Annotated in this window: 22 protein-coding genes; 11 read left to right on the forward strand and 11 right to left on the reverse strand. The window is 61.1% G+C overall.

All coding sequences use genetic code 11. The features are described 5' to 3' along the window. Positions 1-22: 22 nt before the first annotated feature. The 3 genes from ispE to R5M92_RS02255 form a co-directional block, all read right to left on the reverse strand. Positions 23-874 carry a 4-(cytidine 5'-diphospho)-2-C-methyl-D-erythritol kinase gene (ispE, locus tag R5M92_RS02245; protein ID WP_346797522.1) on the reverse strand — a complete coding sequence of 284 codons (852 nt, stop codon included), beginning with the start codon at positions 872-874 and terminating at the stop codon, positions 23-25. Beyond that, complete coding sequence (gene lolB, locus R5M92_RS02250) at positions 871-1,491, reverse strand: lipoprotein insertase outer membrane protein LolB (protein WP_346797523.1); 621 nt, start codon at positions 1,489-1,491, stop codon at positions 871-873. The genes ispE and lolB overlap by 4 nt, the downstream gene beginning before the upstream one ends. 77 nt (positions 1,492-1,568) lie before the next feature. Continuing rightward, positions 1,569-3,332 carry a tetratricopeptide repeat protein gene (locus R5M92_RS02255; protein WP_346797524.1) on the reverse strand — a complete coding sequence of 588 codons (1,764 nt, stop codon included), beginning with the start codon at positions 3,330-3,332 and terminating at the stop codon, positions 1,569-1,571. Positions 3,333-3,554: 222 nt separating this feature from the next. Here R5M92_RS02255 and hemA point away from each other — a divergent pair, with 222 nt between their 5' ends. The 5 genes from hemA to R5M92_RS02280 are packed head-to-tail and all read left to right on the forward strand — an operon-like array spanning position 3,555 to position 8,065. Further along, positions 3,555-4,850, forward strand: coding sequence for a glutamyl-tRNA reductase (gene hemA / locus R5M92_RS02260; RefSeq protein ID WP_346797525.1), 1,296 nt, complete (start codon positions 3,555-3,557; stop codon positions 4,848-4,850). After that, complete coding sequence (gene prfA / locus R5M92_RS02265) at positions 4,847-5,938, forward strand: peptide chain release factor 1 (RefSeq protein ID WP_346797526.1); 1,092 nt, start codon at positions 4,847-4,849, stop codon at positions 5,936-5,938. Before hemA ends, prfA begins: the two co-directional genes overlap by 4 nt. Continuing rightward, positions 5,935-6,783 (forward strand): peptide chain release factor N(5)-glutamine methyltransferase, encoded by an 849-nt coding sequence (prmC, locus tag R5M92_RS02270; protein ID WP_346797527.1) that lies wholly within the window; start codon positions 5,935-5,937, stop codon positions 6,781-6,783. Before prfA ends, prmC begins: the two co-directional genes overlap by 4 nt. A gap of 23 nt (positions 6,784-6,806) precedes the next feature. Continuing rightward, positions 6,807-7,307: an Lrp/AsnC ligand binding domain-containing protein gene (locus R5M92_RS02275; RefSeq protein ID WP_346797528.1), complete on the forward strand. Its 501-nt coding sequence runs from the start codon at positions 6,807-6,809 to the stop codon at positions 7,305-7,307. A gap of 8 nt (positions 7,308-7,315) precedes the next feature. Then, the gene (locus R5M92_RS02280) at positions 7,316-8,065 is read left to right on the forward strand and encodes a molybdopterin-synthase adenylyltransferase MoeB (protein ID WP_346797529.1); all 750 of its coding nucleotides are present in this window, start codon (positions 7,316-7,318) and stop codon (positions 8,063-8,065) included. Positions 8,066-8,198: 133 nt separating this feature from the next. On the opposite strand, the gene ahpF is transcribed toward R5M92_RS02280, so the two are convergent. After that, positions 8,199-9,755 carry an alkyl hydroperoxide reductase subunit F gene (gene ahpF, locus R5M92_RS02285; RefSeq protein ID WP_346797530.1) on the reverse strand — a complete coding sequence of 519 codons (1,557 nt, stop codon included), beginning with the start codon at positions 9,753-9,755 and terminating at the stop codon, positions 8,199-8,201. 268 nt (positions 9,756-10,023) lie between these two features. Continuing rightward, entirely contained in the window at positions 10,024-10,587 is a 564-nt protein-coding gene (gene ahpC, locus R5M92_RS02290) for an alkyl hydroperoxide reductase subunit C (RefSeq protein WP_346797532.1), read from the reverse strand. Positions 10,588-10,952: 365 nt separating this feature from the next. Between ahpC and R5M92_RS02295 the strand changes: the two genes are divergently transcribed. The 5 genes from R5M92_RS02295 (at position 10,953) to R5M92_RS02315 (ending at position 15,668) form a co-directional block, all read left to right on the forward strand. Next, positions 10,953-12,056, forward strand: a complete 1,104-nt coding sequence (locus R5M92_RS02295) for a polyamine ABC transporter substrate-binding protein (RefSeq protein ID WP_346797534.1) — start codon at positions 10,953-10,955, stop codon at positions 12,054-12,056. 160 nt (positions 12,057-12,216) lie between these two features. Next, positions 12,217-13,389, forward strand: coding sequence for an ABC transporter ATP-binding protein (locus R5M92_RS02300; protein ID WP_346797536.1), 1,173 nt, complete (start codon positions 12,217-12,219; stop codon positions 13,387-13,389). 17 nt (positions 13,390-13,406) lie between these two features. Then, entirely contained in the window at positions 13,407-14,321 is a 915-nt protein-coding gene (locus R5M92_RS02305) for an ABC transporter permease subunit (protein ID WP_346797538.1), read from the forward strand. Between the two features lie 8 nt (positions 14,322-14,329). Next, positions 14,330-15,151: an ABC transporter permease subunit gene (locus R5M92_RS02310; protein ID WP_346797540.1), complete on the forward strand. Its 822-nt coding sequence runs from the start codon at positions 14,330-14,332 to the stop codon at positions 15,149-15,151. Between the two features lie 91 nt (positions 15,152-15,242). Next, positions 15,243-15,668 carry a DUF3617 domain-containing protein gene (locus tag R5M92_RS02315; protein ID WP_346797542.1) on the forward strand — a complete coding sequence of 142 codons (426 nt, stop codon included), beginning with the start codon at positions 15,243-15,245 and terminating at the stop codon, positions 15,666-15,668. Between the two features lie 71 nt (positions 15,669-15,739). Here R5M92_RS02315 and R5M92_RS02320 read toward each other — a convergent pair whose 3' ends face one another. Together R5M92_RS02320 and R5M92_RS02325 are read right to left on the reverse strand one after the other, a co-directional pair. Further along, positions 15,740-18,853: an efflux RND transporter permease subunit gene (locus R5M92_RS02320; protein ID WP_346797544.1), complete on the reverse strand. Its 3,114-nt coding sequence runs from the start codon at positions 18,851-18,853 to the stop codon at positions 15,740-15,742. Continuing rightward, positions 18,853-19,929: an efflux RND transporter periplasmic adaptor subunit gene (locus tag R5M92_RS02325; RefSeq protein WP_346797546.1), complete on the reverse strand. Its 1,077-nt coding sequence runs from the start codon at positions 19,927-19,929 to the stop codon at positions 18,853-18,855. The genes R5M92_RS02320 and R5M92_RS02325 overlap by 1 nt, the downstream gene beginning before the upstream one ends. A 65-nt stretch (positions 19,930-19,994) precedes the next feature. On the opposite strand from R5M92_RS02325, the gene R5M92_RS02330 reads away from it, so the two are divergent. Next, positions 19,995-21,182 carry an NAD(P)/FAD-dependent oxidoreductase gene (locus tag R5M92_RS02330; protein ID WP_346797548.1) on the forward strand — a complete coding sequence of 396 codons (1,188 nt, stop codon included), beginning with the start codon at positions 19,995-19,997 and terminating at the stop codon, positions 21,180-21,182. Positions 21,183-21,186: 4 nt separating this feature from the next. On the opposite strand, the gene R5M92_RS02335 is transcribed toward R5M92_RS02330, so the two are convergent. The 4 genes from R5M92_RS02335 to R5M92_RS02350 all read right to left on the reverse strand — a co-directional run bounded on the left by R5M92_RS02335 (position 21,187) and on the right by R5M92_RS02350 (position 23,299). Then, a complete protein-coding gene (locus R5M92_RS02335; RefSeq protein WP_346797550.1) occupies positions 21,187-21,504 on the reverse strand; it encodes a YqjK family protein in 318 nt (105 codons plus the stop codon). Beyond that, positions 21,476-21,877, reverse strand: coding sequence for a phage holin family protein (locus R5M92_RS02340; RefSeq protein ID WP_346797552.1), 402 nt, complete (start codon positions 21,875-21,877; stop codon positions 21,476-21,478). Before R5M92_RS02340 ends, R5M92_RS02335 begins: the two co-directional genes overlap by 29 nt. Then, positions 21,877-22,206, reverse strand: a complete 330-nt coding sequence (locus R5M92_RS02345; RefSeq protein WP_346797554.1) for a DUF883 family protein — start codon at positions 22,204-22,206, stop codon at positions 21,877-21,879. Before R5M92_RS02345 ends, R5M92_RS02340 begins: the two co-directional genes overlap by 1 nt. A 76-nt stretch (positions 22,207-22,282) precedes the next feature. Beyond that, the gene (locus R5M92_RS02350) at positions 22,283-23,299 is read right to left on the reverse strand and encodes a phospholipase A (protein WP_346797556.1); all 1,017 of its coding nucleotides are present in this window, start codon (positions 23,297-23,299) and stop codon (positions 22,283-22,285) included. Positions 23,300-23,328: the final 29 nt, after the last annotated feature.

The raw sequence follows: 23,328 nt of genomic DNA on the forward strand, positions 1-23,328 counted from the left end.
TTTAAACGACAGCCCGGGGCGTTCAGTCACCCAAAGCATCATGTAGAGGAGAGGTGTTGAGTCCGCGTGCCGTAAATGCCTGCCAGTATTGCTCGGCTGCCCGGCTTACCCTGTCGGCCGATTCCGCGGAATCGAAGGCCGCATAGACGCAGGCACCGGTGCCGGTCAGCATGCTGGCGGCATGGCGGGACAGCCAGTCAAGTGCCTCGGCTACCTGCGGGTAGCGAGCCCTGACCACGGTTTCACAGTCGTTGCGCCACTCGGACGCTCCCCCCTGCAGTGCGCGCGCCATGGTAATTGGGCGGCTGTCGCGTGTCAATTGCTGGTCCGTGAACACAGCGCCAGTGGCGACATTTACACCGGGGTGAATGACCACGAACCAGGGGGTATCGAGGGTGACCGGCGTCAGCCGCTCGCCGACCCCTTCGGCCCAGGCAGCGTGGCCATGAACGAACACCGGCACATCGGCGCCCAGGGTCAAACCCAGTTCCGCCAGTTGTTTCAGGCTCAGCCCCAGTGCCCAGAGACGATTCAGGCCGAGCAGGGCGGTGGCGGCATTGGAGCTGCCGCCGCCGAGCCCGCCACCCATGGGCAAGCGTTTCTCGATCTGGATGTCGGCACCCAGGCGTGTTCCCGTGGCCTGCTGCAGCAGGCGGGCAGCCCGCATGATCAAGTTGTCCTGTTCGGCCACGTCGGCGAAGGCGGGGGACAGGCGTAGCTCGCTGTCATCGCGGCTCTCGAACGTCAAGGTGTCGCCATGGTCGAGAAACTGAAACAGCGTCTGCAACTCGTGATACCCGTCCGCTCGCCGCCCGGTGATGTGCAGCATGCGGTTCAGCTTGGCCGGTGCCGGCAGTACCAGCGGCTGGCTCATCGCGCCTGAGCTTCCAGGTGCCATTCGTTGACGACCAACGTCACCCGTAGGTCGCCGTAGTTGAGGATCATCCGCCGGGGCAGCCACAGCTCCCGGACGCGCTCCCAGTCACGGTAGTCGATTTCCCATCCATCCTGTTGCAGGTGGTTGGGGAAGCCGAGTTCGTCGTTCTCCAGTCGATAGGTGGCATGCTCGCCAGGCAGGCCGCGCACCCAGGCGGGCATGGCTTCCACCGGCAGCGACCAGCCGAGTTGCTCCTCCATGAGAGCCTCGGGTGTATCGGCTTCGAAACGCCCCTCACCGGTGGTGAGCGAATAGCGTCCTTCGCGGCCCTCGAGCACGCTGCGTCCACCGCCGAAGGGACCGCTGATCAACATGCGGAAATAGTGGGGATACTGGTTCCAGTCGAGATTGGCGCTGGTGGAGTCCTCGGGGGTGCGCAATCCGGCCTTGCCTGCCAGTCGCCAGCTATCGAGCTGGGCGAGTTCGTCCTGCTGCGCTTCCCACTGGCCGCGTTGGCGTTCGCCCTCGGCGGCAGGCTCCTGGGTGGCGCAACCGGCAACCAAGACAAGCAAGGCGCCGGTGAGCAGGAAACGGGAAAAACGTGAATAGCGCATGGATCCTTCCTTCCTTTCTATCGGGTCGTGCTAACGAGAAGTCGCGTTTGGATCAGGGATTGGCATGGGCCTGGCTGTCAGTCGTCCACCGGGGCCAACTGCGGATAGCGCTCGAGCAGCCTATCGATCACCGGGTGCTGCTCGAACCGCTCGAGCGCCTGGCGAATGATTCCGCGGGCTTGCTCGGTACGGCCCAGGGCATGGAGTACTTCGGCAAGATGGCCGGCGATTTCCTGATCGGGCATCCTGGCATACGCGCGCTCGAGCCACGGCAAGGCCTGCTCCGGGTCCCCCCGGCGATAGTGTGCCCAGCCCAGGCTATCCAGCACCGCCGGGTTTTCCGGCTCCAGTTCGTAGGCGCGCTCGAGCATTTCCAGGGCTTCATCCTGGCGGCCCGGCACCTGATGGTCAATCAGTGTATAGCCGAGGGCATTGAGAGCCATGGCATTATCGGGATCGTTGGCGATGATGCGGCGCAGATCCTGCTCCATGCCCTCGAGATTTCCCGCCTCCCATCTGCGCATGGCGCGCATGTACAGCAGGGCGACATCGTCCGGCGTACGACCCAGCTCCCGGTCGAGGAGAGAATCGGCGGTTTCTTGCATGTCCAGCTCGTCGAGCAGACGCACTTCCAGCATGACCAGGTCGCTGAAATGCTCGTCAAAACGCATGCGCTCGATACGCAAAAAGGCGCGGGCATCGAGCAGGCGATCGTTTTCTATCAGCATGCGTGCTGCCGTGGCGCGTGCCGGCAGGAATTCATTACCGCTTCCCACCTGGCGATAGAAGAGCAGGGCATCGTCGATATCGCCCTCGGCCTGGGCGATGACACCTAGCAGATAGAAGCCCAGCGGGGGAGTGCTTTCCTCTTCCAGTAGCGGTTGCAACAAGCGTTGCGCCGGGGCGGTATGGCCTTCCTCGAGATACAGTTGGGCCAGCGCCAGGCGCAGGTCGTGACCGCCGATATGACTGGCGAGCATGGTATCGGTCTGGGCCTCGGCGGCCTTCAGGTTGCCCAGGCGTATTTCCGCCTGGGCCAGCAGCAGCATGAAGCGGATATCTTCCGGGGCGAGTGCCAGCCCCCGTTGTGCCGCCTGCCTGGCGGTATTGGCATCCTGCATTTCCAGCGCCAGGCGTGCTCGGGTCAGCCACAAGGCGGGCTGATCCGGGGCCTGTGCCGCGACCTGGTCGAGACGACGGACGGCAGAAGCGGTTTCGCCGATGGCGGCTTCCAGTAGTGCGGTCGCCAGAAGTACGTCGCTATGATGAGTCGAAGAAGAAACGTCCGGTTGCGCCAGGTACTCTTGCAGCATCTCCAGCAAGGGTCTGGGATCGACCTCCTGGGCCAGCGCCATTTCGGCGAGGCTGGTGACATCGCCGTTACCGCCGCGTTCGGCGATTGCCAGGCGCTGTTGCAGGCTCTCCCGCCAATCGCCACGCTGAAGCGATAAAGCCGCCAGCAAGCGCAGCGGAGTTTCGTCATGAGGCGCCATTTCCCGCCAGCGCAAGATCGCTTCCTCCAGCAGGCGCGGGTTGTTGCCAAAACGTGCCGCCAAGGTGGCGCGCTCGGCTAGCCCTACGTCGGCGTAGCGCTGTGAGGCTTTCAGGTAGCCGCGTGAGGCATGGTCATAATCGCCGCGCTGGCCGGCCAGTTCCGCGCCCAACAGGGTGCTTAGCCCTTCAGCATCCAACCCCCGAGTGATGGGAGGAGCCGAGCGCAGGGGGTCGTCGTCTGGGGAAAAAACCCGCGGGTCAGGCACCAGGCTCTGGCAGCCGGCGATCAACAGTGTCGCGGCGGACAGAGGAAAAATACGGTGCAGCACTTTCAAACGTGATGGCATGCGTCTCTCTCGGGTTGCCGAATGCTCAGCATAGCGGCTTGCCTGCTCGGGGCAAAGTCGTGTGCGCCTGTCGCGGGTTGGCTGTGATAGAATACGTCACCTTGAAGAAGGCCGTGAACTGCTGAATTTGTTGCCAAAGGCGGCATGCCATAACACGCTTGCCTGTCAGCAAGCATCTTGTAAGCACGCAAAGCCCCGAACACTAGCGAAGACGCATACCGCATGACGCTTCTTGCCTTGGGAATCAATCATCGTACCGCGACCGTCGCGGTACGCGAAAAGGTCGCATTTTCTCCAACCCAATTGGAGAGTGCGCTGACCGAGCTGCGTGGCCTGCCGCAAATCAGCGAGGCGGCGGTGCTATCCACCTGCAACCGTACCGAGCTTTATTGCGTGACCGATGCCGCCGGCGAACAGACCGTGCTCGATTGGTTGGGAAATTTTCACAACCTGCGTGTCGAGGACCTGGCTCGCTGTGCCTACCATTATCTGGACAACGATGCCGCGCGTCACCTGATGCGGGTTGCGGTGGGTCTGGATTCCATGGTGCTGGGCGAACCCCAGATTCTCGGCCAGTTGAAGGACGCGTATCAGCAGGCGCGCAAGGCCCAGGGCCTGGGGGGCGAGCTGGAACGCCTTTTCCAGCATACTTTCGCCGTCGCCAAACAGGTGCGCACCGAGACCGGAATCGGCAAGAACCCTGTCTCGGTCGCCTATGCCGCGGTCAGCCTGGCCAGCCGTATCTTCGATGACTTCTCGCGCTCCCGGGCCTTGCTGATCGGGGCGGGTGAGACGATCGAGCTGGTGGCGCGTCACCTGCACCAGGCGGGGGTTCGACAGTTGACCGTCGCCAACCGCACCCGTGAACGGGCCGAGCGCATCTCCGCCGAGCTGGGTGGTGAAGCCATCACCCTGGAGGAGATCCCCGAGGCGCTGGAGCGGGCGGACATCATCATTTCCTCCACCGCCGCCCCCTTGCCGATTCTGGGCAAGGGCATGGTGGAGCGCGCCCTGAAGAAACGCCGGCACCGTCCGGTATTCATGGTGGATATCGCCGTGCCCCGGGATATCGAACCGGAAGTCGGGGAGCTTGCCGACGTCTTCCTGTATACGGTGGACGACCTGGAAGAGGTGATCCAGGAGAACCGTCGGCACCGCCAGGTCGCCGCCGACCAGGCGGAAACCCTGATCGAACACGGAGTCGGTAGCTGGCAGCACGAACGCCGCATTCGTAATGGCGGCGAGCTGATCCGCGATTACCGCCGCCATGGCGAAGCGCTGCGCGACCTGTCGCGGCAGCAGGCCTTGGAGCGCTTGGCACGCGGTGACGACCCCCAGGAGGTCATCGCTCTGTTGGCGCACCAGTTGACCAATCGTCTACTGCATCAGCCGACACAGGCCATACGCGATGCCGCCTCCCGCGAGCAGCATGAGCTGCTGGATGCCGCCTCCCGGCTATTGCTTTCCACCGAGGCTCCCGCCATCGCCTCCCGTCACAAGGATAATACGTCTGCATGAAAGCCACGTTGCGTCAGCGTCTTGATACCTTTAGTGAACGCTTCGAAGAACTTGCCTTGTTGCTGTCCGAGCCCGAAGTGATCAACGACCAGCGCCGTTTTCGCGATTATTCTCGGGAGTACGCCGAACTCGAGGACCTGGTCAATGCCTGGGTGCAGTTTCGTGACACCGAAGCGGACATGCAGGCTGCCGAGCAGCTGAGCCACGACAGCGACGCCGACATGCGCGAGCTGGCCGAAATGGAGCTCGTCGAAGGCCGCGAAAGGCTCGAGCAGTTGGAAACCGAACTCAAGCGCCTGCTGGTTCCCAAGGACCCTGACGACGGCCGTGGCGTGTTCCTCGAGGTTCGAGCGGGTACCGGAGGCGACGAGGCGGCGCTGTTCGCTGGCGACCTGTTCCGCATGTACTCCCGCTACGCCGAAAAGCGGGGCTGGAAGGTCGAGGTCATCAGTGCCAGCCACGGTGAGCAGGGCGGTTATAAAGAGATCATCTCCCGGGTCAAGGGCGACAACGTCTATGCGCACCTGAAGTTCGAGTCCGGCGCGCATCGTGTCCAGCGTGTCCCCGCTACCGAGTCCCAGGGGCGCATCCATACCTCGGCGTGTACCGTGGCGGTAATGCCCGAAGTGGACGATGTAGGCGATATCGATATCAACCCTTCCGACCTGAGGGTCGACACCTATCGTTCCAGCGGCGCGGGCGGTCAGCACGTCAATACCACCGATTCCGCCATTCGCATCACCCACCTTCCCACCGGCGTGGTAGTGGAGTGTCAGGAAGAGCGCAGCCAGCACAAGAACCGCGCCAAGGCGATGTCGCTGCTGGCAGCCAAGCTCAAGCAGTCGGCCCAGGCCTCCCAGCAGCAAGCTCAGGCCGATACCCGTCGCTCCCTGGTGGGTTCGGGGGATCGCAGCGAACGCATCCGTACCTATAATTTTCCCCAGGGGCGCATCACCGACCATCGCATCAACCTGACGCTCTACAAGCTTGCCGAGGTGGTAAGCGGGGAGCAGCTGGACGACGTGATCGACCCGTTGATCCACGAGTACCAGGCCGAACAGCTGGCCGCCCTGCAGGATGCCGGATGACCCTGGACGATCTGCTGCTACAGGCCGGTAGCCGCTTGACGCAGGCGGGTTCCGCCAGCCCCAGGCTGGATGCGGAAGTGCTGTTGTGTCATGTGCTCGGTTGCTCGCGAACCTGGCTCTATACCTGGGGCGACAGGGAGTGCGAGCGCTGGCGATGGGCGCGTTTCGAGGCGCTTGTCGCCGCCCGCGCCCAAGGCATGCCGGTTGCCTATCTGGTCGGTGAGCGTGAGTTCTGGGGCCTGCGCCTGGAAACCAGCCCCGACACCCTGATCCCGCGTCCCGATACCGAAACCTTGGTGGAAGCGGCCCTGGCCCATGCCGCCACCGACCAGGGGCGGCTACTGGACCTGGGAACCGGCACCGGAGCGATCGCGCTGGCGTTTGCCAGCGAGCGCCCGGCGTGGCAAGTGCTGGGGGTGGATGTCCGCCAGACGGCGGCGGCCCTGGCTCAGCGCAATGCCCAGCGTCTGGGGTTGAGCAATGCCACGTTCCAGTGCAGCGACTGGTTCTCCTCGCTCGCCGCCGAAGAATTCGACCTTGTGGTCAGCAATCCGCCTTATATTGCCGCGGATGATCCGCACCTGAAGCAAGGCGATGTGCGTTTCGAGCCGGCGTCCGCCCTGGTGGCTGCCGAGGCGGGCCTTGCCGACCTGTACTATCTGATCGAGGCGACGCCCCGTTTCCTCGTGCCTGGCGGTTGGTTATTGCTGGAGCACGGCCATACTCAGGCAGCGCTGGTGCAAAAAGCGCTGGAAGAAGCGGGGTATCGTCACATCAGTAGCCGTCATGACCTGGGGGGCCACGCCCGTGTAACCATGGGGCATTGGTGTCCAACCCCTACCTGATGACTTATCCGATGGATCCCGCCATGAAATCCAAAAATAGAACGCTGGACCGTATTGATCTGAGTATCCTGCGCTGCCTCCAGGAGAATGCGCGAATTTCCTACGTGGACCTGGCCGCCGAAGTCGGGCTCTCCACCACGCCCTGTCTGGAGCGAGTCAAGCGACTCGAGCGTGCCGGTATCATCCGCGGCTACCAGGCTCTGCTCGACCCGCGGGCACTGAAGGCCAACCTGCTGGTATTCGTGGAAATCAGCCTGGAGACGCAGTCTCCCGCGGTGTTCGACGAGTTCCGCCGGGCGGTGGAGAGCTTGCCGCAGATTCTGGAATGTCATCTGGTATCCGGCCAGTTCGACTACATTCTCAAGTGTCGCATCCCCGAGATGTCCGCGTACCGGCAGCTGCTCGGCGATGTGGTGCTGACCCTTCCCGGCGTCAAGGAATCCAAGAGTTACGTGGTCATGGAAGAGGTCAAGGAGAGCTTTGCCTTGCACGTGCCGGAGTTCGAGGATTTCGACGACAAGTGAGGTTGCCCATGGATGATCAAGCGCTGTTGCGGTATAGCCGCCAGATCGTGTTGCCCGAAGTTGATATCGAGGGCCAGGAGCGCTTGCTGGCCGCCCATGCACTGGTCATCGGAGCCGGTGGGCTGGGGTCGCCGGTGGCGCTCTACCTGGCGGCGGCGGGTGTGGGGCGGTTGACCATTGCCGACGCGGACAGCGTCGAGATATCCAATCTGCAACGCCAGATCGCCCACCGCCAGTTGGATCTGGGCGCCAACAAGGCCGATTCCGCTGTCATGGCGGCAAGCGAGTTGAATCCCGATTGCCATGTCACTGCCGTGGCTGAGCGCCTTGAAGGGGAAAGCCTGAGACATGCCGTGAGCGCGGCCGATGTGGTGCTGGATTGCACCGACCGGTTTTCCAGCCGTTACGCCATCAACGCCGCCTGTCGCGAAGCGGGCAAGCCGCTGGTGTCGGGAGCGGCGATTCGTTTTTCCGGGCAATTGGCTGTATTCGATCCCCGCCAGCCCCAGGCCCCTTGCTATGCTTGCCTGTATCCACCGGATGATGTCGGTGACGAAGCCTTGAGCTGCGCGGAAAGTGGCGTCATCGCGCCGCTGGTCGGGGTGATCGGCTGCTTCCAGGCGCTTGAGGCGCTCAAGTTGCTCAGCGGAGCGGGACAGGTCCATCAAGGGCTTTCCACTTTTGACGGCTTGCGCGGCCAGTGGCGGCATTTCCAGGTCCCGCGCGATCCCGCTTGCCCGGTATGCGCCCAGCCATAAACGCCAATAAAATCTCGCGCGCTGAAGCGCCCTACCACCATGAATTATTGGAAACGTGGCGACTAACCCGCAACAAGAACGCCCGCTGGAAGCGGGCGTGGGTCACGGTCTTTATTATACGGCGTTAGTTTTTCTAGTTGCGAATCAGGTAATCGAAAGCGCCCAGCGATGCCTTGGCACCTTCGCCCATGGCGATGATGATCTGCTTGTAGGGCACCGTGGTCACGTCGCCTGCCGCGAACACACCGGGCACCGAGGTCATGCCATGAGCATCGACGATGATCTCGCCGCGGGGTGACATCTCGATCGGTGAGCCTTTCAGCCACTCGGTATTGGGCACCAGGCCGATCTGGACGAAGATACCTTCCAGCGCAACACTCTTGAGCTCATCGGTATTGCGGTCCTTGTAGTTCAAGCCGTTGACGCGACTGCCGTCTCCGGTGACTTCGGTGGTCTGCGCATTGAGAATGATATCGACATTCGGCAGGCTCTTGAGCTTCTTCTGCAGCACCGCATCGGCGCGCATTTCGCCCATGAACTCGACCAGCGTGACGTGACCGACGATACCGGCCAGGTCGATCGCCGCTTCGACGCCCGAGTTGCCGCCGCCGATGACCGCCACGCGCTTGCCCTTGAACAGCGGGCCATCGCAGTGCGGGCAGTAGGCAACCCCCTTGTTGCGGTACTCCTGTTCGCCGGGCACGTTCATCTCGCGCCAGCGGGCACCGGTTGCCAGCACCAGCGTCTTGCTCTTGAGCTTGGCGCCGGATTCGAAGGTGATTTCGTGCAGGCCGCCTTCGTTTTCCGCGGCCTTGAACGAGGTGGCCATTTGCAGGTTCATCACGTCGACATCGTAATCCTTGACGTGTTCTTCAAGGGCACTGACGAGCTTCGGACCTTCGGTGTGGGTTACCGAAATGAAGTTTTCGATACCCATGGTGTCGGAAACCTGGCCGCCAAAGCGCTCCGCGGCGATACCGGTGTTGATGCCCTTGCGTGCCGAATAAATGGCGGCAGCGGCACCGGCGGGACCACCGCCGATCACTAGAGTATCGAAAGCGGCCTTGTCGTTGAGCTTCTTGGCGTCGCGGTCGGCGGCACCGGTGTCGACCTTGGCCAGGATCTGCTCGAGGGTCATACGGCCCTGATCGAACGGCTTACCATTGAGGTAGATGCTCGGCACCGACATGATTTCACGTGCTTCCACTTCATCCTGAAACAGCGCGCCATCGATGGCGGTATGGCGAATGCTGGGGTTGAGTACCGTCATCAGGTTTAGCGCCTGGACCACGTCCGGGCAGTTCTGGCACGACAGGGAATAATAGGTCTCGAACTGCAGCTCGCCCTCGAGGGAGCGGATCTGCTCGATTACCTCATCCGAGACCTTGGGCGGATGTCCGCCGACCTGCAGCAGAGCCAGTACCAGCGAAGTGAACTCATGCCCCATCGGAATCCCGGCGAATACCAGGCCGGTTTCCTCACCCGGACGGTTCAGGGCAAACGATGGGGTGCGCTCATTCTGCCCATCGCTCTTGAATGTGATCTTGTCGCTCAGACTAGCGATGTCTTCCAGCAAACCATGCAGTTCACGTGACTTGTCGCCATCATCGAGGGACGCAACGATCTCGAATGGCTGAGTCACCTTTTCCAGATAAGTCTTTAGCTGATTCTTCAGGTTAGCGTCCAGCATGACGACAGTTTCCTCGTAAACAAGATAAACAACATGTCCTTCCAGGGAGATGAGCCTGACCGGGGGAAAGCCCCAGGTAGCATCGTCGGGATCGGCTCCATGGAAAGCGTGACAAATAACGAAACGATAATGGGCGGGAAAAGAAACGCCCGAGCAATTGCCCGGGCGTTGGGCTGACGTTCCGTCAAGTCATCGAACTCATACCGACCTGACGGTTTCCCCCTGAGGGAACCTTGCCCGCCTGGATCCGACGATCCAGTCTTCCAGTTTAGATCTTGCCGACCAGATCCAGTGAAGGCGCGAGGGTCTCTTCGCCTTCCTTCCACTTGGCTGGGCAAACTTCGTTGGGGTTGGCACGCACGTACTGGGCGGCCTTGACCTTGCGCAGCAGTTCTTCGGCGTTACGGCCGATGTTGCCGGCGTTGATCTCGACGATCTGGATCTTGCCGTCGGGGTCGACCACGAAGGTACCGCGCTCGGCTACACCATCTTCTTCGATCAGTACTTCAAAGTTGCGCGAAACGACGTGAGTCGGGTCGGCCAGCATCGGGTATTGCAGCTTGCCGATGGTTTCGGAGCTGTCGTGCCATGCTTTATGGGTGAAGTGTGTATCGGTGGATACACCGTAGATTTCCACACCCAGCTTCTTGAACTCTTCGTAGTTATCTGCCAAGTCGCCCAGCTCCGTCGGGCAGACGAAGGTGAAATCAGCCGGATAGAAAAAGAAGATGGACCACTGGTTTTTCAGGCTCTCTTCGGTGACGTCGATGAATTCGCCATTGAGGTAAGCGGTCGCTTTGAACGGCTTGACTTCGGTGTTGATCAAGGACATGAACGATGTCTCCTTGGTGGGTTTGGTCGAATAAATTGGTCAAAACGGCTTTGAAACTGGCGCCATTCTAGGGTTTGCATTGCCATAGGTAAAATTGGGAGAAGCCATAAAGTGAATAGCTTTTTGCTATTTCGTATTTCATGGCCTTTTACCCATCACTTTTTAGCGGCGCAAAGAATGTGGGGACTGAGCGAAGAATTACAAGAAATTTTCGTGCTCGGGTTGCGACACGGGCAGTGGCGCCGCAAAATTCGCACTTCGCGATGGGGGGGCTCGCTTATGTCGACCATACCATGTGATGCACGCCGGGGCGCCAGCTCCCAATGAAGACTCTAATCCAGAGCCTCGTCAACAGGAGACAATCGATGAGACAACTGCGCAAACTTTCCTTGGCCGTTGCGGCCACTACCATCGCCGCAGCGGCAACGGCGTCCTACGCCGATGAAGTGCGAGTCTATAACTGGTCGGATTATATCGCCCCCGAGACTCTGGAAAAGTTTACCGATCGTACCGGCATCGAAGTCGTCTACGACGTTTTCGACAGTAACGAAGTGCTGGATGCCGCCTTGTTGGCCGGTCGCTCCGGCTACGATGTCGTGGTTCCTTCCAACTATTATCTCAGCCGCCAGCTCAAGGCGGAAGTCTATCAGCCTCTCGATCACGACCAGCTTCCCAATCTGAAAAATCTTGACCGCCAGCTGCTGGAGGGCCTGGAAAAGGTGGACCCCGGCAGCCGCTATTCGGTGCCGTACATGTGGGGCACCAACGGGATCGGTTATAATGAGGAACGCGTCGCGGAGATACTCGGTGATGACGCCCCTGTGAACAGCTGGGCGATGCTCTTCGATCCCGAAATCACCGGTGCGCTCAACGATGCCGGGTGCGGTATCGCGATGCTCGATTCCGGTAGCGAGATGCTCACGCCGGCCATGGCCTACCTGGGGCTGAGCCCGCTCAGCGACAGCATCGAAGATCTCGAGGCCGCGGGAGAGTTGATTGCCGCGGTACGTGACGATGTCACCTATTTCCACTCGTCGCGTTATGTGTCGGACCTGGCCAATGGTGATATCTGTGTGGCGGCGGGCTATTCGGGTGATGTCTTCCAGGCGGCCGAACGTGCCGAGGAAGCCGGGCGTGATTTTACCATCGGTTACAGCATTCCCGAAGAGGGTGCCGAGCTGTGGGTCGACATGATGGCGATTCCCGCCGATGCGCCCAACCCCGACAATGCTCATGCGTTCATCAATTTCATTCTCGAGCCGGAAATTGCCGCAGAAATCACCGAATACGTGATGTACGCCAATCCCAATGCCGCCGCCGATGACTACCTGCCCCAGGATATTGTCGACGATAGGGCGATCTACCCCACTGAAAACGTCATGCAGAATCTGTATATCGCGTTGGAAAAGCCCCAGGACGTGGCGCGTGCGCGCACCCGTATCTGGAACCGGGTCAAGTCCGGTCGTTGATTCCACCACTCGTACCGTGAGCGGGCTGACGGTCGGCTCGCGGTATCTGGCATAACCACGCTACTGCCGATGGGCTGTTCCTGATGAACCGTTCCTGGTCGAGCGCTGGCCGGTGAACGATTCGCTGGTGAACCGTAACCGGTAAACAAAGGAGTGGCGGATGGAAATACAATCCCTGTCTGAGGCTACCTCATCACCCCAGAAACGCCCGCCGAATACCAATGGCAAGACTCCTCGCTTTGCCGACGATGTGGTACTCGAGGTCAAGCGCCTGACCAAGCGCTATGAAGAAACCTTGGCGGTGGACAATGTCAGCCTGCAGGTACGTCGCGGTGAGATATTCGCTTTGCTGGGGGGCTCCGGTTCGGGCAAGTCCACCTTGCTGCGCATGTTGGCGGGTTTCGAGACGCCGAGTGGAGGGCGGATCATGCTGGATGGCAAGAATATTACCGCCATGCCCCCGCACAAGCGTCCGATCAACATGATGTTTCAATCCTACGCGCTGTTTCCGCACATGAGCGTGGCGCAGAATATCGCCTTCGGCCTGAAGCAGGACAAGCTGGCCAAGGGGGATATCGAGGCGCGGGTGGAGCAGATGCTCAAGCTGGTGCACATGGAACGTTTCGCCAAGCGCAAGCCGCATCAGCTGTCCGGCGGCCAGCGACAGCGCGTCGCCCTGGCACGCTCCCTGGCCAAACGGCCCAAGTTGTTATTGCTCGACGAGCCCATGGCCGCGCTGGACAAGAAACTGCGCACCGAAATGCAGCTGGAAGTGGTGGAGATCATCGAGCAGGTCGGCGTGACGTGCATCATGGTGACCCATGACCAGGAAGAGGCCATGACCATGGCCGACCGGGTGGCGATCATGGCGGATGGCTGGATCGAGCAGGTGGGGTCGCCCAGCGATATCTACGAAAGCCCGGCCAACCGCATGGTGGCAGAGTTCGTGGGCACGGTGAACCTCTTCGAGGGTGAGCTCGTCGAGGATGCCTCGGATCATTGCCGGATCGTATCGCCCATGCTTCAGCGACCGATCTACATCGACCGCGGGGTGACCACCCAGGCCGATGAGCGGCGAGTGTGGGCGGCAATACGACCGGAAAAGATTCAGTTAACCCGAGTGCAGCCTCCCGGCGAGGTCAATTGGGAGTCCGGTGTGGTGGAGGATATCGCCTATCTGGGTGGATTTTCGCTGTACTACATACGCACCCCGAGCGGTCAGCTGATCAAGGTCGCCATGGCCAACACCGAGCGTCGGGGTGACCGCCCCACCTGGGAAGAGCCAGTTTTCGTGCATTGGCCGAATCATAGCGCCATCGTGCTGAATCAATGAAGCGGGGAGCCACGGGCATGATATTGCAGTCTCGATGGAAAGCGCTGGTACGGCGGTGGCGACTGGGACGACGTGCCACGGTGGCGCTGCCGCTGGTGTGGTTGACGCTGTTCTTTTTGCTGCCTTTCGCCATCGTGTTGAAGATCAGCCTGGCGGAGGCCACCATCGCGGTTCCTCCTTACGGCCCGCTGGTGGAGTGGGCCGATTCCAGCCTGCATGTCGCCTTGAACCTGGGCAACTATCTGTTTCTGCTGTCGGATTCGCTGTATGTGGCGGCCTACTGGGGCTCGATCAAGATCGCCTTCGTCGCCACCCTTTGCTGTCTACTGCTCGGTTATCCCATGGCCTACGCCATGGCGCGCGCTCCGGCGCGCTGGCAACTGCTGCTGTTGCTACTGGTCATGCTGCCCTCCTGGACGTCATTCCTGATCCGGGTCTATGCCTGGATGGGCATCCTGAGCAACAGCGGCTTGCTCAATAACCTAATGCTGGGCCTCGGAATGATCGATTCTCCGCTGCGCATGATGAATACCCGTTTTGCGGTGATCGTGGGGATCGTCTACGCCTACCTGCCGTTCATGGTTCTGCCGCTTTACGCTCATCTCACGCGGCTGGATAACTCCCTGCTGGAAGCCGCACAGGACCTGGGTGCGCGCAAGGTGGTTGCCTTTCTCAAGGTAACGCTGCCGTTGTCGATGGGGGGCATCGTGGCGGGGTGCATGCTGGTGTTCATCCCGGCAGTGGGGGAGTTCGTGATACCCGAGTTGCTGGGTGGCCCCGATACGCTGATGATCGGCAAGATCCTGTGGGAGGAGTTCTTCCTCAATCGTGATTGGCCGGTTGCCGCCGCCCTGGCCATGGTGATGCTGCTGCTACTGCTGGTGCCCATCGTGTGGTTCCACCGCTACCAATCCCGGGAGCTTGCGAAATGAGCCGACACATGCCGAGACGGTCGTCGTTCACGACCTGGATGCTGGGGTTGGGCCTGCTGTTTCTGTACCTGCCGATGGCCGTGCTGGTGGTCTATTCATTCAATTCCTCGCGGTTGGTAACGGTGTGGGCGGGGTTTTCCACCCACTGGTACGTTGAGCTGTTTCGCGACCAGCAGATTCTCTCGGCTGTCTGGATGAGCCTGCGGATTGCTTTTTTTGCCGCCAGCATGGCGGTTTGCCTGGGCACGGTGGCGGCATTCGTGATGACTCGCTTTGGCCACTTTCGCGGCAAGACGGCGCTCTCCAGCATGGTGACGGCGCCGCTGGTGATGCCTGAGGTGATTACCGGTCTATCACTATTACTGCTGTTCGTGCAGATGGCCGAGCTTATCGGCTGGCCGGCGGATCGCGGCATGGCCACGATCTGGATAGCCCACACCACGTTCTGCAGCGCTTACGTCGCGGTGGTCGTGGCGGCTCGCCTGCGTGAGATCGACCGCTCCGTCGAGGAGGCTGCGATGGACCTGGGCTCGCCACCGCTAAAGACCTTCTTCTCCATCACCTTGCCGGTCATCGCGCCGGCGTTGGTGGCGGGCTGGTTGCTGGCCTTCACCTTGTCGCTCGATGACCTGGTGATCGCCAGCTTCGTGTCGGGTCCCGGTGCCAATACTCTGCCGATGGTGGTCTTCTCCTCGGTTCGCATGGGCGTCTCGCCCAAGATCAATGCCTTGGCTACCCTGATCATACTGGTGGTTTCACTGGCTACCCTGCTGGCCTGGCTCCTGATGCGGCGCAACGAGATTAAACGCCGGGCAATGGCCGATGGGTAATCGTGTGGTCAACAACCTACAATTGAATCAGGTAGGATGCCTGGATAACGTTCCAGGATAGAAGACAAGCCCACGATAAAGAGAGAATTCCATGAAAATACGTTCAGTAATCATTGCCGCCGCCCTGGCGTTTCCCCTGTCCGCCGTGGCTGAAAAACCCAATATCGAGCCGGGGCAGTGGGAGTTCATCAGCGTGACCCGGGTGAGCGGCGATACCCCGATTCCCGATCAGACCGAGACCGAGCGCCAGTGCATCACCGCCGAAGAGGTGGATGACGAGACTTTCCAGTTCATCGAGGAAGAAGAGGGCTGCGAGCTGCTCGATCAGGAGTTCAGCGCGGATGGTGTCGCCTATAGCATGGTATGCCGCGCCGAGGGTGGAGAAGCCACTATTGACGGTACCATGAGCTTCCTGGGGGAGCGTGTCGAAGGCAACGTCGATATTCGTACCCAATCACCGATGGGCGAACTGAACATGACGACCAGCATTGAAGGTGAGCGCATCGGCGAATGTTGAGGTAGCGCGTCGATTCGTATCGATACCGTTTTGCCGAGGGCCGCTTTGTCGCGTCCCTCGGCGTTTCCAGGCTAGTGCCGGTGGGGCGTTTCGAGAAGTTCCCGGTCCAGACGCCGGCTCACATCGCCGGGAGATCCCGTGTGCCGGGCCAGCAGGTCGTAGGCGACAGGTACCAGAAACAGCGTGAAGAGCGTGGCGGCGCCAACACCCGCCAGGATCACGGTACCGATGACCAGACGCGTTTCCGCCCCGGCCCCGCTGGAAACGATCAACGGGATGGCGCCGGCCATGGTGGTCACGGCGGTCATCAGGATGGGGCGCAGCCGCGTGACCGACGCTTCGACCAGGGCGTCATGGAAGGCATGTCCCTCATCGCGTAGCTGGTTGGCGAATTCGACGATCAAGATGCCGTTCTTGGCGGCCAGCCCCACCAGCATTACCAGCCCCACCTGGCTGTAGATATTCAGCGATTGCCCGGTGACGAACAGCGCCAGCAGCGCACCGGTGATGGCCAAGGGCACGGTAAGCATGATGACGAAAGGGTGGATGAAACTCTCGAACTGGGCCGCCAGCACCAGAAATACCACCACGACCCCGAGAATCAGCAGGAAAGTGGTGGCGCCGCTGGCTTCCTGGTAGTCCCGGGAGGGGCCGTCGACATCGGTCTGCGCTTCTTCCGGCAACAGGTCGTCGACACTCTGCTGAAGATACTCGAGCGCCGCACCCAGGGGGTAGCCATCGGCGAGGTCGGCTTCGATGGTGATGGCGCGTACGCGATCGAAGCGGTTGAGCGTGCTGGGCCCGGCAAAGTCGCTGAGCTTGACCAGGCTGGCCAACGGAATCAGCTCGCCCGAGCGCGCCGAGCGAACCTGGACGTTATCGAGCGAGCGGGCACTGCGCTGGCTGTTTCGCTCGCCTTCGACAATCACGTCGTACTCCTCCCCATTGTCGACATAGCGAGTAACGTTGCGCCCTCCCAGCAAGGTCTCGAGGGTGCGGCCGATTTCGGTGACGGTAACGCCAAGGTCCGAAGCGCGGCGGTAGTCGATCTCGACCCGCAACTGGGGCTGGTTCTCCTCGTAGTCGCTGTCGAGCCCGGTCAGGCGGGGATTGTCATCGCGAATGTGATTGAGCAAGGCGTCGCGCCACCGGGCCAGTTCCTCGTAGGTGCCGCCACCGATGACGAACTGCACCGGTTTTTCCACCCGTTGACCGAAGCCCTGGCGCATCACGGGGCTGGCCTGCACGCCGGGCAACCCGGCGAGCTTGGCGCGGACGTCGTCCATGATCTCCCAGGCACTGCGCCGGCTACCCCAGTCGGCCAGGTTGACGATGGCGAAGCCGCTGTTGAAGTTCTCGATATTGCCATAGCCGCGTGGTGCGCGTATTACCACGCGCTCGATCTCGCCCTCATCCATCATCGGTTGCAGGCGAGCCTCGATCTCATCCATGTAGTCGAGCATGTAATCGAAAGTCGCGCCTTCGGGGCCGTTGACCAGCACGAAGAAATTGCCGCGGTCTTCCTGTGGGGTATATTCGTTGGGCAATTGCTCGGCCAGCCAGACGGCGCCGCCGATGAACGCGACAAACACCAACAGGATCAGCAGCCGCAGTCGCAACACCTTCAACAGGAGATAGCGATATACCCGCTGGGTGAGTTCCAGCAGCCACTGTACGGCGTGGGCGACGCGGCTTTCGTGCATGGCCGGCTTGAGAATCTTGGAGGCCATCATCGGCGTCAGGGTCAGCGCCAGCAAGCTGGAAATGGCCACGGCGGCGGCCAGTGTCAGGGCGAACTCCGAGAAAAGCCGACCGATGTTCCCTTGCAGCAGGCTCAAGGGCACGAAGACGGCGATGAGAACCAGGGTAGTGGCGATGACCGCGAAAGCGATCTGACGAGTGCCGCGGTAGGCCGCCACCAGGGGCGTTTCGCCGTATTCGTGCATGCGCCGGTTGATGTTCTCGAGCACGACGATGGCATCGTCGACGATCAAGCCGATGGCCAGGACCAGGGCCAGCAGGGTCAGCAGGTTGAGGCTGAAACCGAACAGCGCCAGGGCGATAAAGGTACCGATTATCGCGATCGGCACCGTGACCGCCGGCACCAGGGTGGTTCGCACATTGCCCAGGAACAGGAAAATCACCACGACCACCAGGCCCATGGCAATGAACAGGGTGGTCACCACCTGCTCGATGGCACCGGAGACGAAGACCGACGAGTCGAAGTTGAGACGCAGCTCCATGCCCTCGGGCAGGGAGGGCTGGACCCGTTCCATCTCGGCGATCACGGCTTGCGAAAGCTCCAGCACGTTGGCATCGGACTGCCTGATCATGCCGAGCCCCACCATGGGCACGCCGTTACCACGAAATACGGTACGCTCCTCGACCGACCCGACTTCGACACGGGCGACATCGCCCAGTCGCACCACGTAGCCGTTGGCGCCTTCGCTCAACGCCAGTTCTCGAAAGTCTTCGGGTTCGGCGAAGTTGCGCGGCAGACGGACGATGAACTGGCGCTGCTCGGACTCGATGGCGCCGCCGGGCAGCTCCACATTCTCGGCCTGCAAAGCGTTCTCGACATCGCCCACGGTGAGACCACGGGCGGCGAGGGCGTTGCGGTCGAGCCAGATGCGCATGGCGTAGTCGCGCCCACCGCCGACACGGACCTGGGAGACCCCGGGTTGAACCGAGAAGCGATCGACCAGGTAGCGTTCAGCGTAATCGGTGAGCTCGTCCATGCCGTAACGCTCACCCGAGAGGCTCAGCCAGAGCACGACATCGGCTCCGGATTCCGCCTTCTGTACCTCGGGCGGGTTGGCCTCGTCGGGCAGATTGTCTGCACTACCCGATATCCGGTCGCGAATATCGTTGGCGGCTGCATCGATATCCGTGTCGAGACCGAATTCGACATCGATGCTTGAGCGGCCATCCTGGCTGGAAGAGGTAATCAACTCGATACCCGAAATCCCGGCGATGCGGTCCTCGAGCAATTGGGTGATGCGGGTCTCGACCACGCTTGCCGAGGCGCCGGGGTAGCGGGTGTCGATGCTGACGATCGGCGGATCGATGGAGGGGTATTCCTGCAGGGCCAGGCGCTGCAGGGCGAGTATGCCGAAGGCCACGATCAACAGTGCCAGTACCGTGGCCAGCACTGGGCGCTGGACGGAAATATCGGATAACCGCATCAGTCGGCATCCTCGCGGTTGCGTTCGAGGATGTCGCGCACGCTGTTCGCTTCGTCGGCAATGCCGAGCAGCCGTACCTGGTCACCGTCACGAACCCGTTGCACGCCGTGGCTTACCAGCAGTTCGCCGCCTTGCAGGCCGGCGGTGATTTCGGCCTCACCGCTGCGGCGTTCGCCGACGCTGACTGCTTGGCGGCTGATGCGGTTGTCATCGGCTTCGTCGATCACCAGGACGAACTGACGCTCGCCCTGGGGAATCAAGACGCTCTCGGGCACCGCGACCGTATCCCGCGGGCGCTGTTGCACGATCACCTCCATGAGCATCCCGGGCCGCAAGCGCATGTCGGGATTGTCCAGCAGTGCTCGCACGCTGACACTTCGCGATACCGGGTCCACGCGGCTGCCGACGGTAGCGATGGTGCCGCTGAATGTCTCATCCGGGTAGGCGGCGCTGGTGGCGCTTAGGGCCAGGCCCGGTTCCAGTGAAGCGAGAAACACCTCGGGTACGCTGAAATCCAGCTTCATGACATCAAGCTTGTCCAGCGTGGCAAGCTCCATGCCTGGCGTCACCAAGGTGCCGACACTGATATTGCGAAACCCCATCCTGCCGCGGAAGGGAGCGCTCAGGCGATAGTTGGCCAGGCGGGCCTCGAGTGCCTGAATATCGGCTTCGGCCCGGCGCAATTGGGCCTGGTTGTCTTCCACGTCCGCTCGTGGCGCCAGATTGCGCGCCTGCAACTGACTGGCGCGGTCGAAGGTATTGCGGCGTTCATCGCGCAGCGCCTGGGAAGCGCGTAGTTGGGCGCGTTCCTCGTTATCTTCCAGCGTGATCAACAGCTGTCCGGCTTCGACCAGCTCGCCGTCATCGAAATGAATCTTGTCGACGATATCGGTCACGGTAGTGGAAAGGGTAACGCTTTCATCGGCACGTAACGTTCCCAGGGCTTCCAGCGGGGCCGACCACTGGGTGGCGACGGCATGGCTGCCGATGACGCTGGGAGCGGCGTCCTGGGCCGTTGCCAGCGGGGCGGCCAGCAATATCAATAATCCGACAACAGTACTTCTGATAGGGCGCATGAGTCTCTCGGTACGGCGAACCAGCTGATAGAATGCCAGCTTTTGCTCGCGGAGGCAGGGTTGAAATGACCTATGATGTGGTTGTGGTGGGTGCCGGTGCCGCCGGTCTGATGTGCGCCATCCATGCCGGCTACGCGGGGCGTCGCGTACTTGTCGTGGACCATGCCAACAAGGCGGGGAAGAAAATCCTGATGTCGGGTGGCGGTCGCTGCAATTTCACCAATCTCGCCACCACTCCCAAGCACTTTTCTTCCGCGAACCCGCATTTCTGTATCTCGGCGTTGCAACGTTATCGTCCCGATAACTTCGTCGAGTTGGTGGAGCGCCACGGGGTGGACTACGTGGAGAAGGCCCCCGGGCAGCTTTTTTGCGCCACCTCGGCCAAGGATATCCTGGGGGTGCTGCTCACCGAATGTGAATGGGCGGGCGTGGAAATTCGCCTGGGCACTGCCATCGAGCGCGTGGAGCGTGTCGGCGAGAGCATGCGCGTGGCTACCACGAGCGGGTGTGTCGATTGCGGTTCCGTCGTGGTGGCAACGGGCGGGCTGTCGATTCCCACCATGGGCGCTACGGGCTGGGGCTATGATATCGCTCGCCAATTCGGCGTGGCGGTCAGCGCGACTCGCCCCGGCCTGGTACCGTTCACCCTGAGCGATCAATGGAAGGCGCGCGCCGCCGAGTTGTCGGGGTTGAGCCTGCCGGTAGCGGTGGCTTGTGGTGGAAAATCCTTCAGCGAGCCGATGCTGTTTACCCATCGGGGACTTTCCGGTCCGGCCATGCTGCAGATTTCCAGCGTATGGCAGCCCGGCGATAGCCTGACGATAAATCTCCTGCCCGAGACGGCCGTCTTCGATGCGCTATGCCAGGCGCGACGTGACACGCCCAAGCGGCAATTTTCCACCTGGCTGGGGGAGCGCTTTCCCAAGCGTTTCGCGCAGTCGCTTCTGGCCTGGTATGAAGGGCGGGAGGAAGGGGAACGGCTACTGGCGCATTTTTCCAACGCGATGCTGGAAAAGTGGGCCGAAAGGTTGAATCACTGGCAATTGCGCCCCGCTGGCACCGAGGGGTGGCGTACCGCCGAAGTCACCCTAGGCGGGGTGGATACCGATGCCATTTCCTCCAGAACTTTTGCCGTCAAGGCGCTGCCCCAGTTGCATTTTATCGGCGAAGTGCTGGACGTGACAGGCGAGCTGGGCGGATTCAACTTTCAATGGGCGTGGGCCAGCGGAGCGGCCTGCGGTCAGGCCGTGTAATCACTCACGATAGACGGCGCACCTTGCGCAGCAGCATATATCCCGCCAGGGCGCGATTGGCCAGTACCACGAGCTTGCCCGGCCGGCGGAAGGCGCGCCAGAACACCACACCACCCACCGCCATCAACGGCATCTTGAAGCGTTGTAGGCGGTGCCAGGCGGCATCCATCGACTGGCCTGAACTCGTGAATCGCTCGCTTTCCACCAGTACATCGATGCGCTGCTGCTCGAGCCTGGCGATCAACGCTTCCTTGCGCGCCTGCCGAGTCTGCCGTTTCTGGCGAAAGGGGGGGTTATCGTATTTCATGTCGTTCGCGGTCATTGGCTTCCAGTAGCGCCCGGTCGGTCGCCAACTGGTTCAAGGTTTCCTTGAGCAGGGTATGGGTGCGAGCCTGTTTCAAGGCGATCGCCCCCAAGGCACCACTGGCAAGAAGCAGCAGAATGGCGCTGATGGCGATGGCGGCCAGACGGTAGCTGTCCCAGAACAGGACGACGATAAATGCCACGATCGTCCCTATGCCCAGTAACAGCAGCACCAGACTGGATCCGGCAAGCAGCAGCAGAGACACCAGCCTCGCTCGCTCTTCCTCCAGTTCGATTACGGCCAAGCGCAAGCGAATTTCGCCGCTGGAGAGCAGCGTTTTCAACAAGCGCTTGGCCGCACCGAAGACGCGATGGGTCGGGCCTGAACCCATTAGCGGCGACCGAGCAACATACCGATGACAACGCCGGCAGCGGTGCCGATGCCGACACTTGTCCAGGGATTCTCATGGACGTAGCGATCACAGACATCCGCCTGCTGGGTCAGGCTATCGCGGGCGTCGCCGTATAGACGTTCGCTGCGAGCTTCGAGACGCGTACGAGTGTCCTTCAGGCGTTTTTCAGCCCGCGCACGCAGGTCGCTCATCTCGCCGCTGGCGTCCTTGGCGGTGGCGCTGACCAGTTCTTCGACGGTTTCGCTCAGGTGTCGCAGGTCTTCCTTGAGCTGGTCGGTACTGACGGGATCGGGCTGACGTTTTGCCATGCGGTTTTCCTCTGACGAATGAATAACATACTCAGCATAGCAGGCGTGAAATCTGGTACAAGCCGGCTAATGTGACTTAATCGCTCGAACTGAACATGGGATTCAAGCTGAAACCCAGGCTCAAACGGTGAACCCGATGGTCGTAATCGACCAGGCTCTCGCCGTAGCCGTAATAGTATTGCATATGGGCGCGCAAGCCATTGAAGGACGGCCAACTGTAGTCTATCTGGGCGCCCATGTTACCGGCGCTGGGATTGCCGCGCCACGTCAGGCTGGCTTCATGATTACCGTTGAGCTGCTTGGCGACGGTGATGTCGCCATAGCCCATGTAGCGGTCGATATCGGGATTGTCGTCATCATTATCCGACTCGGGAACGCGCCAGTGCGGGCTGATCGAGACGGCCCATTCGCCCCGCTGAAAGTTGCTTTCCAGATAGACGCGGTTCCAGCTGCGCGATAGCGGCTGTGAGCGGCCATTGGACTGGTGATTGAAGGCAAGACGGTTGCGTGTATTGACCCAGCCCAGGATGTTCGTGGCGTTATCGAAACTGATGAAGACTTCGGGTTCGTAGTTGGTCTCGCGAAACGGCGATGATGAATCGGTATTGAAAGCTTGCCACCAGCTGCGCTGAGTATAGGCAAAGAAGAGATCGCCATAGTTGCCGAACATATCCTCCAGGAGGTTGACCTTGGTACTGAACTGGAACTGCAATTCCAGGTTGCTTGACTCGCCGTCCGGTGCCAGTTCGGCAAAGGCATCACGATTGGGGTTGGTGTTGTAGCTCAAGGGAAAGAGGTAGTTGGTACGATGCGTGGTAATCGAGAACGGGTTGCGGCTGGACTCGTGTTCGAGCTGGCGTCGGTCACTGATATCCCGGAGTGCCATGGTTTCGGGCGGTATCACGGTTTCCACCGCCTGGGAATCGGTAGTGGAGTCGTCAAGTCTCAGTAACTGCTGTTCCAGTCGAAAGAGCTCAGTATTAAGCGCCCTTACGCGCGCTTCGATTTCCTCACGGGTCTCGGCTGAAGCCAGGGGAGACGCCAGGACGAATAGTCCACAGCCAAGAAGAACCACCGGTTTTGCGGCACGCATGAGATCAGCTACCCCTGGAGAACGGTTTA

This window comes from Halomonas sp. Bachu 37, assembly GCF_039691755.1.
GTDB classification, from domain to species: Bacteria; Pseudomonadota; Gammaproteobacteria; order Pseudomonadales; family Halomonadaceae; genus Vreelandella; species Vreelandella kashgarensis.

What these genes read in the sequence shown, in the direction of transcription:
- ispE (WP_346797522.1), bottom strand. Translation starts at nt 874, where the DNA reads ATGAGCCAGCCGCTGGTACTGCCGGCACCGGCCAAGCTGAACCGCATG.
- lolB (WP_346797523.1), bottom strand. Translation starts at nt 1,491, where the DNA reads ATGCGCTATTCACGTTTTTCCCGTTTCCTGCTCACCGGCGCCTTGCTT.
- R5M92_RS02255 (WP_346797524.1), bottom strand. Translation starts at nt 3,332, where the DNA reads ATGCCATCACGTTTGAAAGTGCTGCACCGTATTTTTCCTCTGTCCGCC.
- hemA (WP_346797525.1), top strand. Translation starts at nt 3,555, where the DNA reads ATGACGCTTCTTGCCTTGGGAATCAATCATCGTACCGCGACCGTCGCG.
- prfA (WP_346797526.1), top strand. Translation starts at nt 4,847, where the DNA reads ATGAAAGCCACGTTGCGTCAGCGTCTTGATACCTTTAGTGAACGCTTC.
- prmC (WP_346797527.1), top strand. Translation starts at nt 5,935, where the DNA reads ATGACCCTGGACGATCTGCTGCTACAGGCCGGTAGCCGCTTGACGCAG.
- R5M92_RS02275 (WP_346797528.1), top strand. Translation starts at nt 6,807, where the DNA reads ATGAAATCCAAAAATAGAACGCTGGACCGTATTGATCTGAGTATCCTG.
- R5M92_RS02280 (WP_346797529.1), top strand. Translation starts at nt 7,316, where the DNA reads ATGGATGATCAAGCGCTGTTGCGGTATAGCCGCCAGATCGTGTTGCCC.
- ahpF (WP_346797530.1), bottom strand. Translation starts at nt 9,755, where the DNA reads ATGCTGGACGCTAACCTGAAGAATCAGCTAAAGACTTATCTGGAAAAG.
- ahpC (WP_346797532.1), bottom strand. Translation starts at nt 10,587, where the DNA reads ATGTCCTTGATCAACACCGAAGTCAAGCCGTTCAAAGCGACCGCTTAC.
- R5M92_RS02295 (WP_346797534.1), top strand. Translation starts at nt 10,953, where the DNA reads ATGAGACAACTGCGCAAACTTTCCTTGGCCGTTGCGGCCACTACCATC.
- R5M92_RS02300 (WP_346797536.1), top strand. Translation starts at nt 12,217, where the DNA reads ATGGAAATACAATCCCTGTCTGAGGCTACCTCATCACCCCAGAAACGC.
- R5M92_RS02305 (WP_346797538.1), top strand. Translation starts at nt 13,407, where the DNA reads ATGATATTGCAGTCTCGATGGAAAGCGCTGGTACGGCGGTGGCGACTG.
- R5M92_RS02310 (WP_346797540.1), top strand. Translation starts at nt 14,330, where the DNA reads ATGCCGAGACGGTCGTCGTTCACGACCTGGATGCTGGGGTTGGGCCTG.
- R5M92_RS02315 (WP_346797542.1), top strand. Translation starts at nt 15,243, where the DNA reads ATGAAAATACGTTCAGTAATCATTGCCGCCGCCCTGGCGTTTCCCCTG.
- R5M92_RS02320 (WP_346797544.1), bottom strand. Translation starts at nt 18,853, where the DNA reads ATGCGGTTATCCGATATTTCCGTCCAGCGCCCAGTGCTGGCCACGGTA.
- R5M92_RS02325 (WP_346797546.1), bottom strand. Translation starts at nt 19,929, where the DNA reads ATGCGCCCTATCAGAAGTACTGTTGTCGGATTATTGATATTGCTGGCC.
- R5M92_RS02330 (WP_346797548.1), top strand. Translation starts at nt 19,995, where the DNA reads ATGACCTATGATGTGGTTGTGGTGGGTGCCGGTGCCGCCGGTCTGATG.
- R5M92_RS02335 (WP_346797550.1), bottom strand. Translation starts at nt 21,504, where the DNA reads ATGACCGCGAACGACATGAAATACGATAACCCCCCCTTTCGCCAGAAA.
- R5M92_RS02340 (WP_346797552.1), bottom strand. Translation starts at nt 21,877, where the DNA reads ATGGGTTCAGGCCCGACCCATCGCGTCTTCGGTGCGGCCAAGCGCTTG.
- R5M92_RS02345 (WP_346797554.1), bottom strand. Translation starts at nt 22,206, where the DNA reads ATGGCAAAACGTCAGCCCGATCCCGTCAGTACCGACCAGCTCAAGGAA.
- R5M92_RS02350 (WP_346797556.1), bottom strand. Translation starts at nt 23,299, where the DNA reads ATGCGTGCCGCAAAACCGGTGGTTCTTCTTGGCTGTGGACTATTCGTC.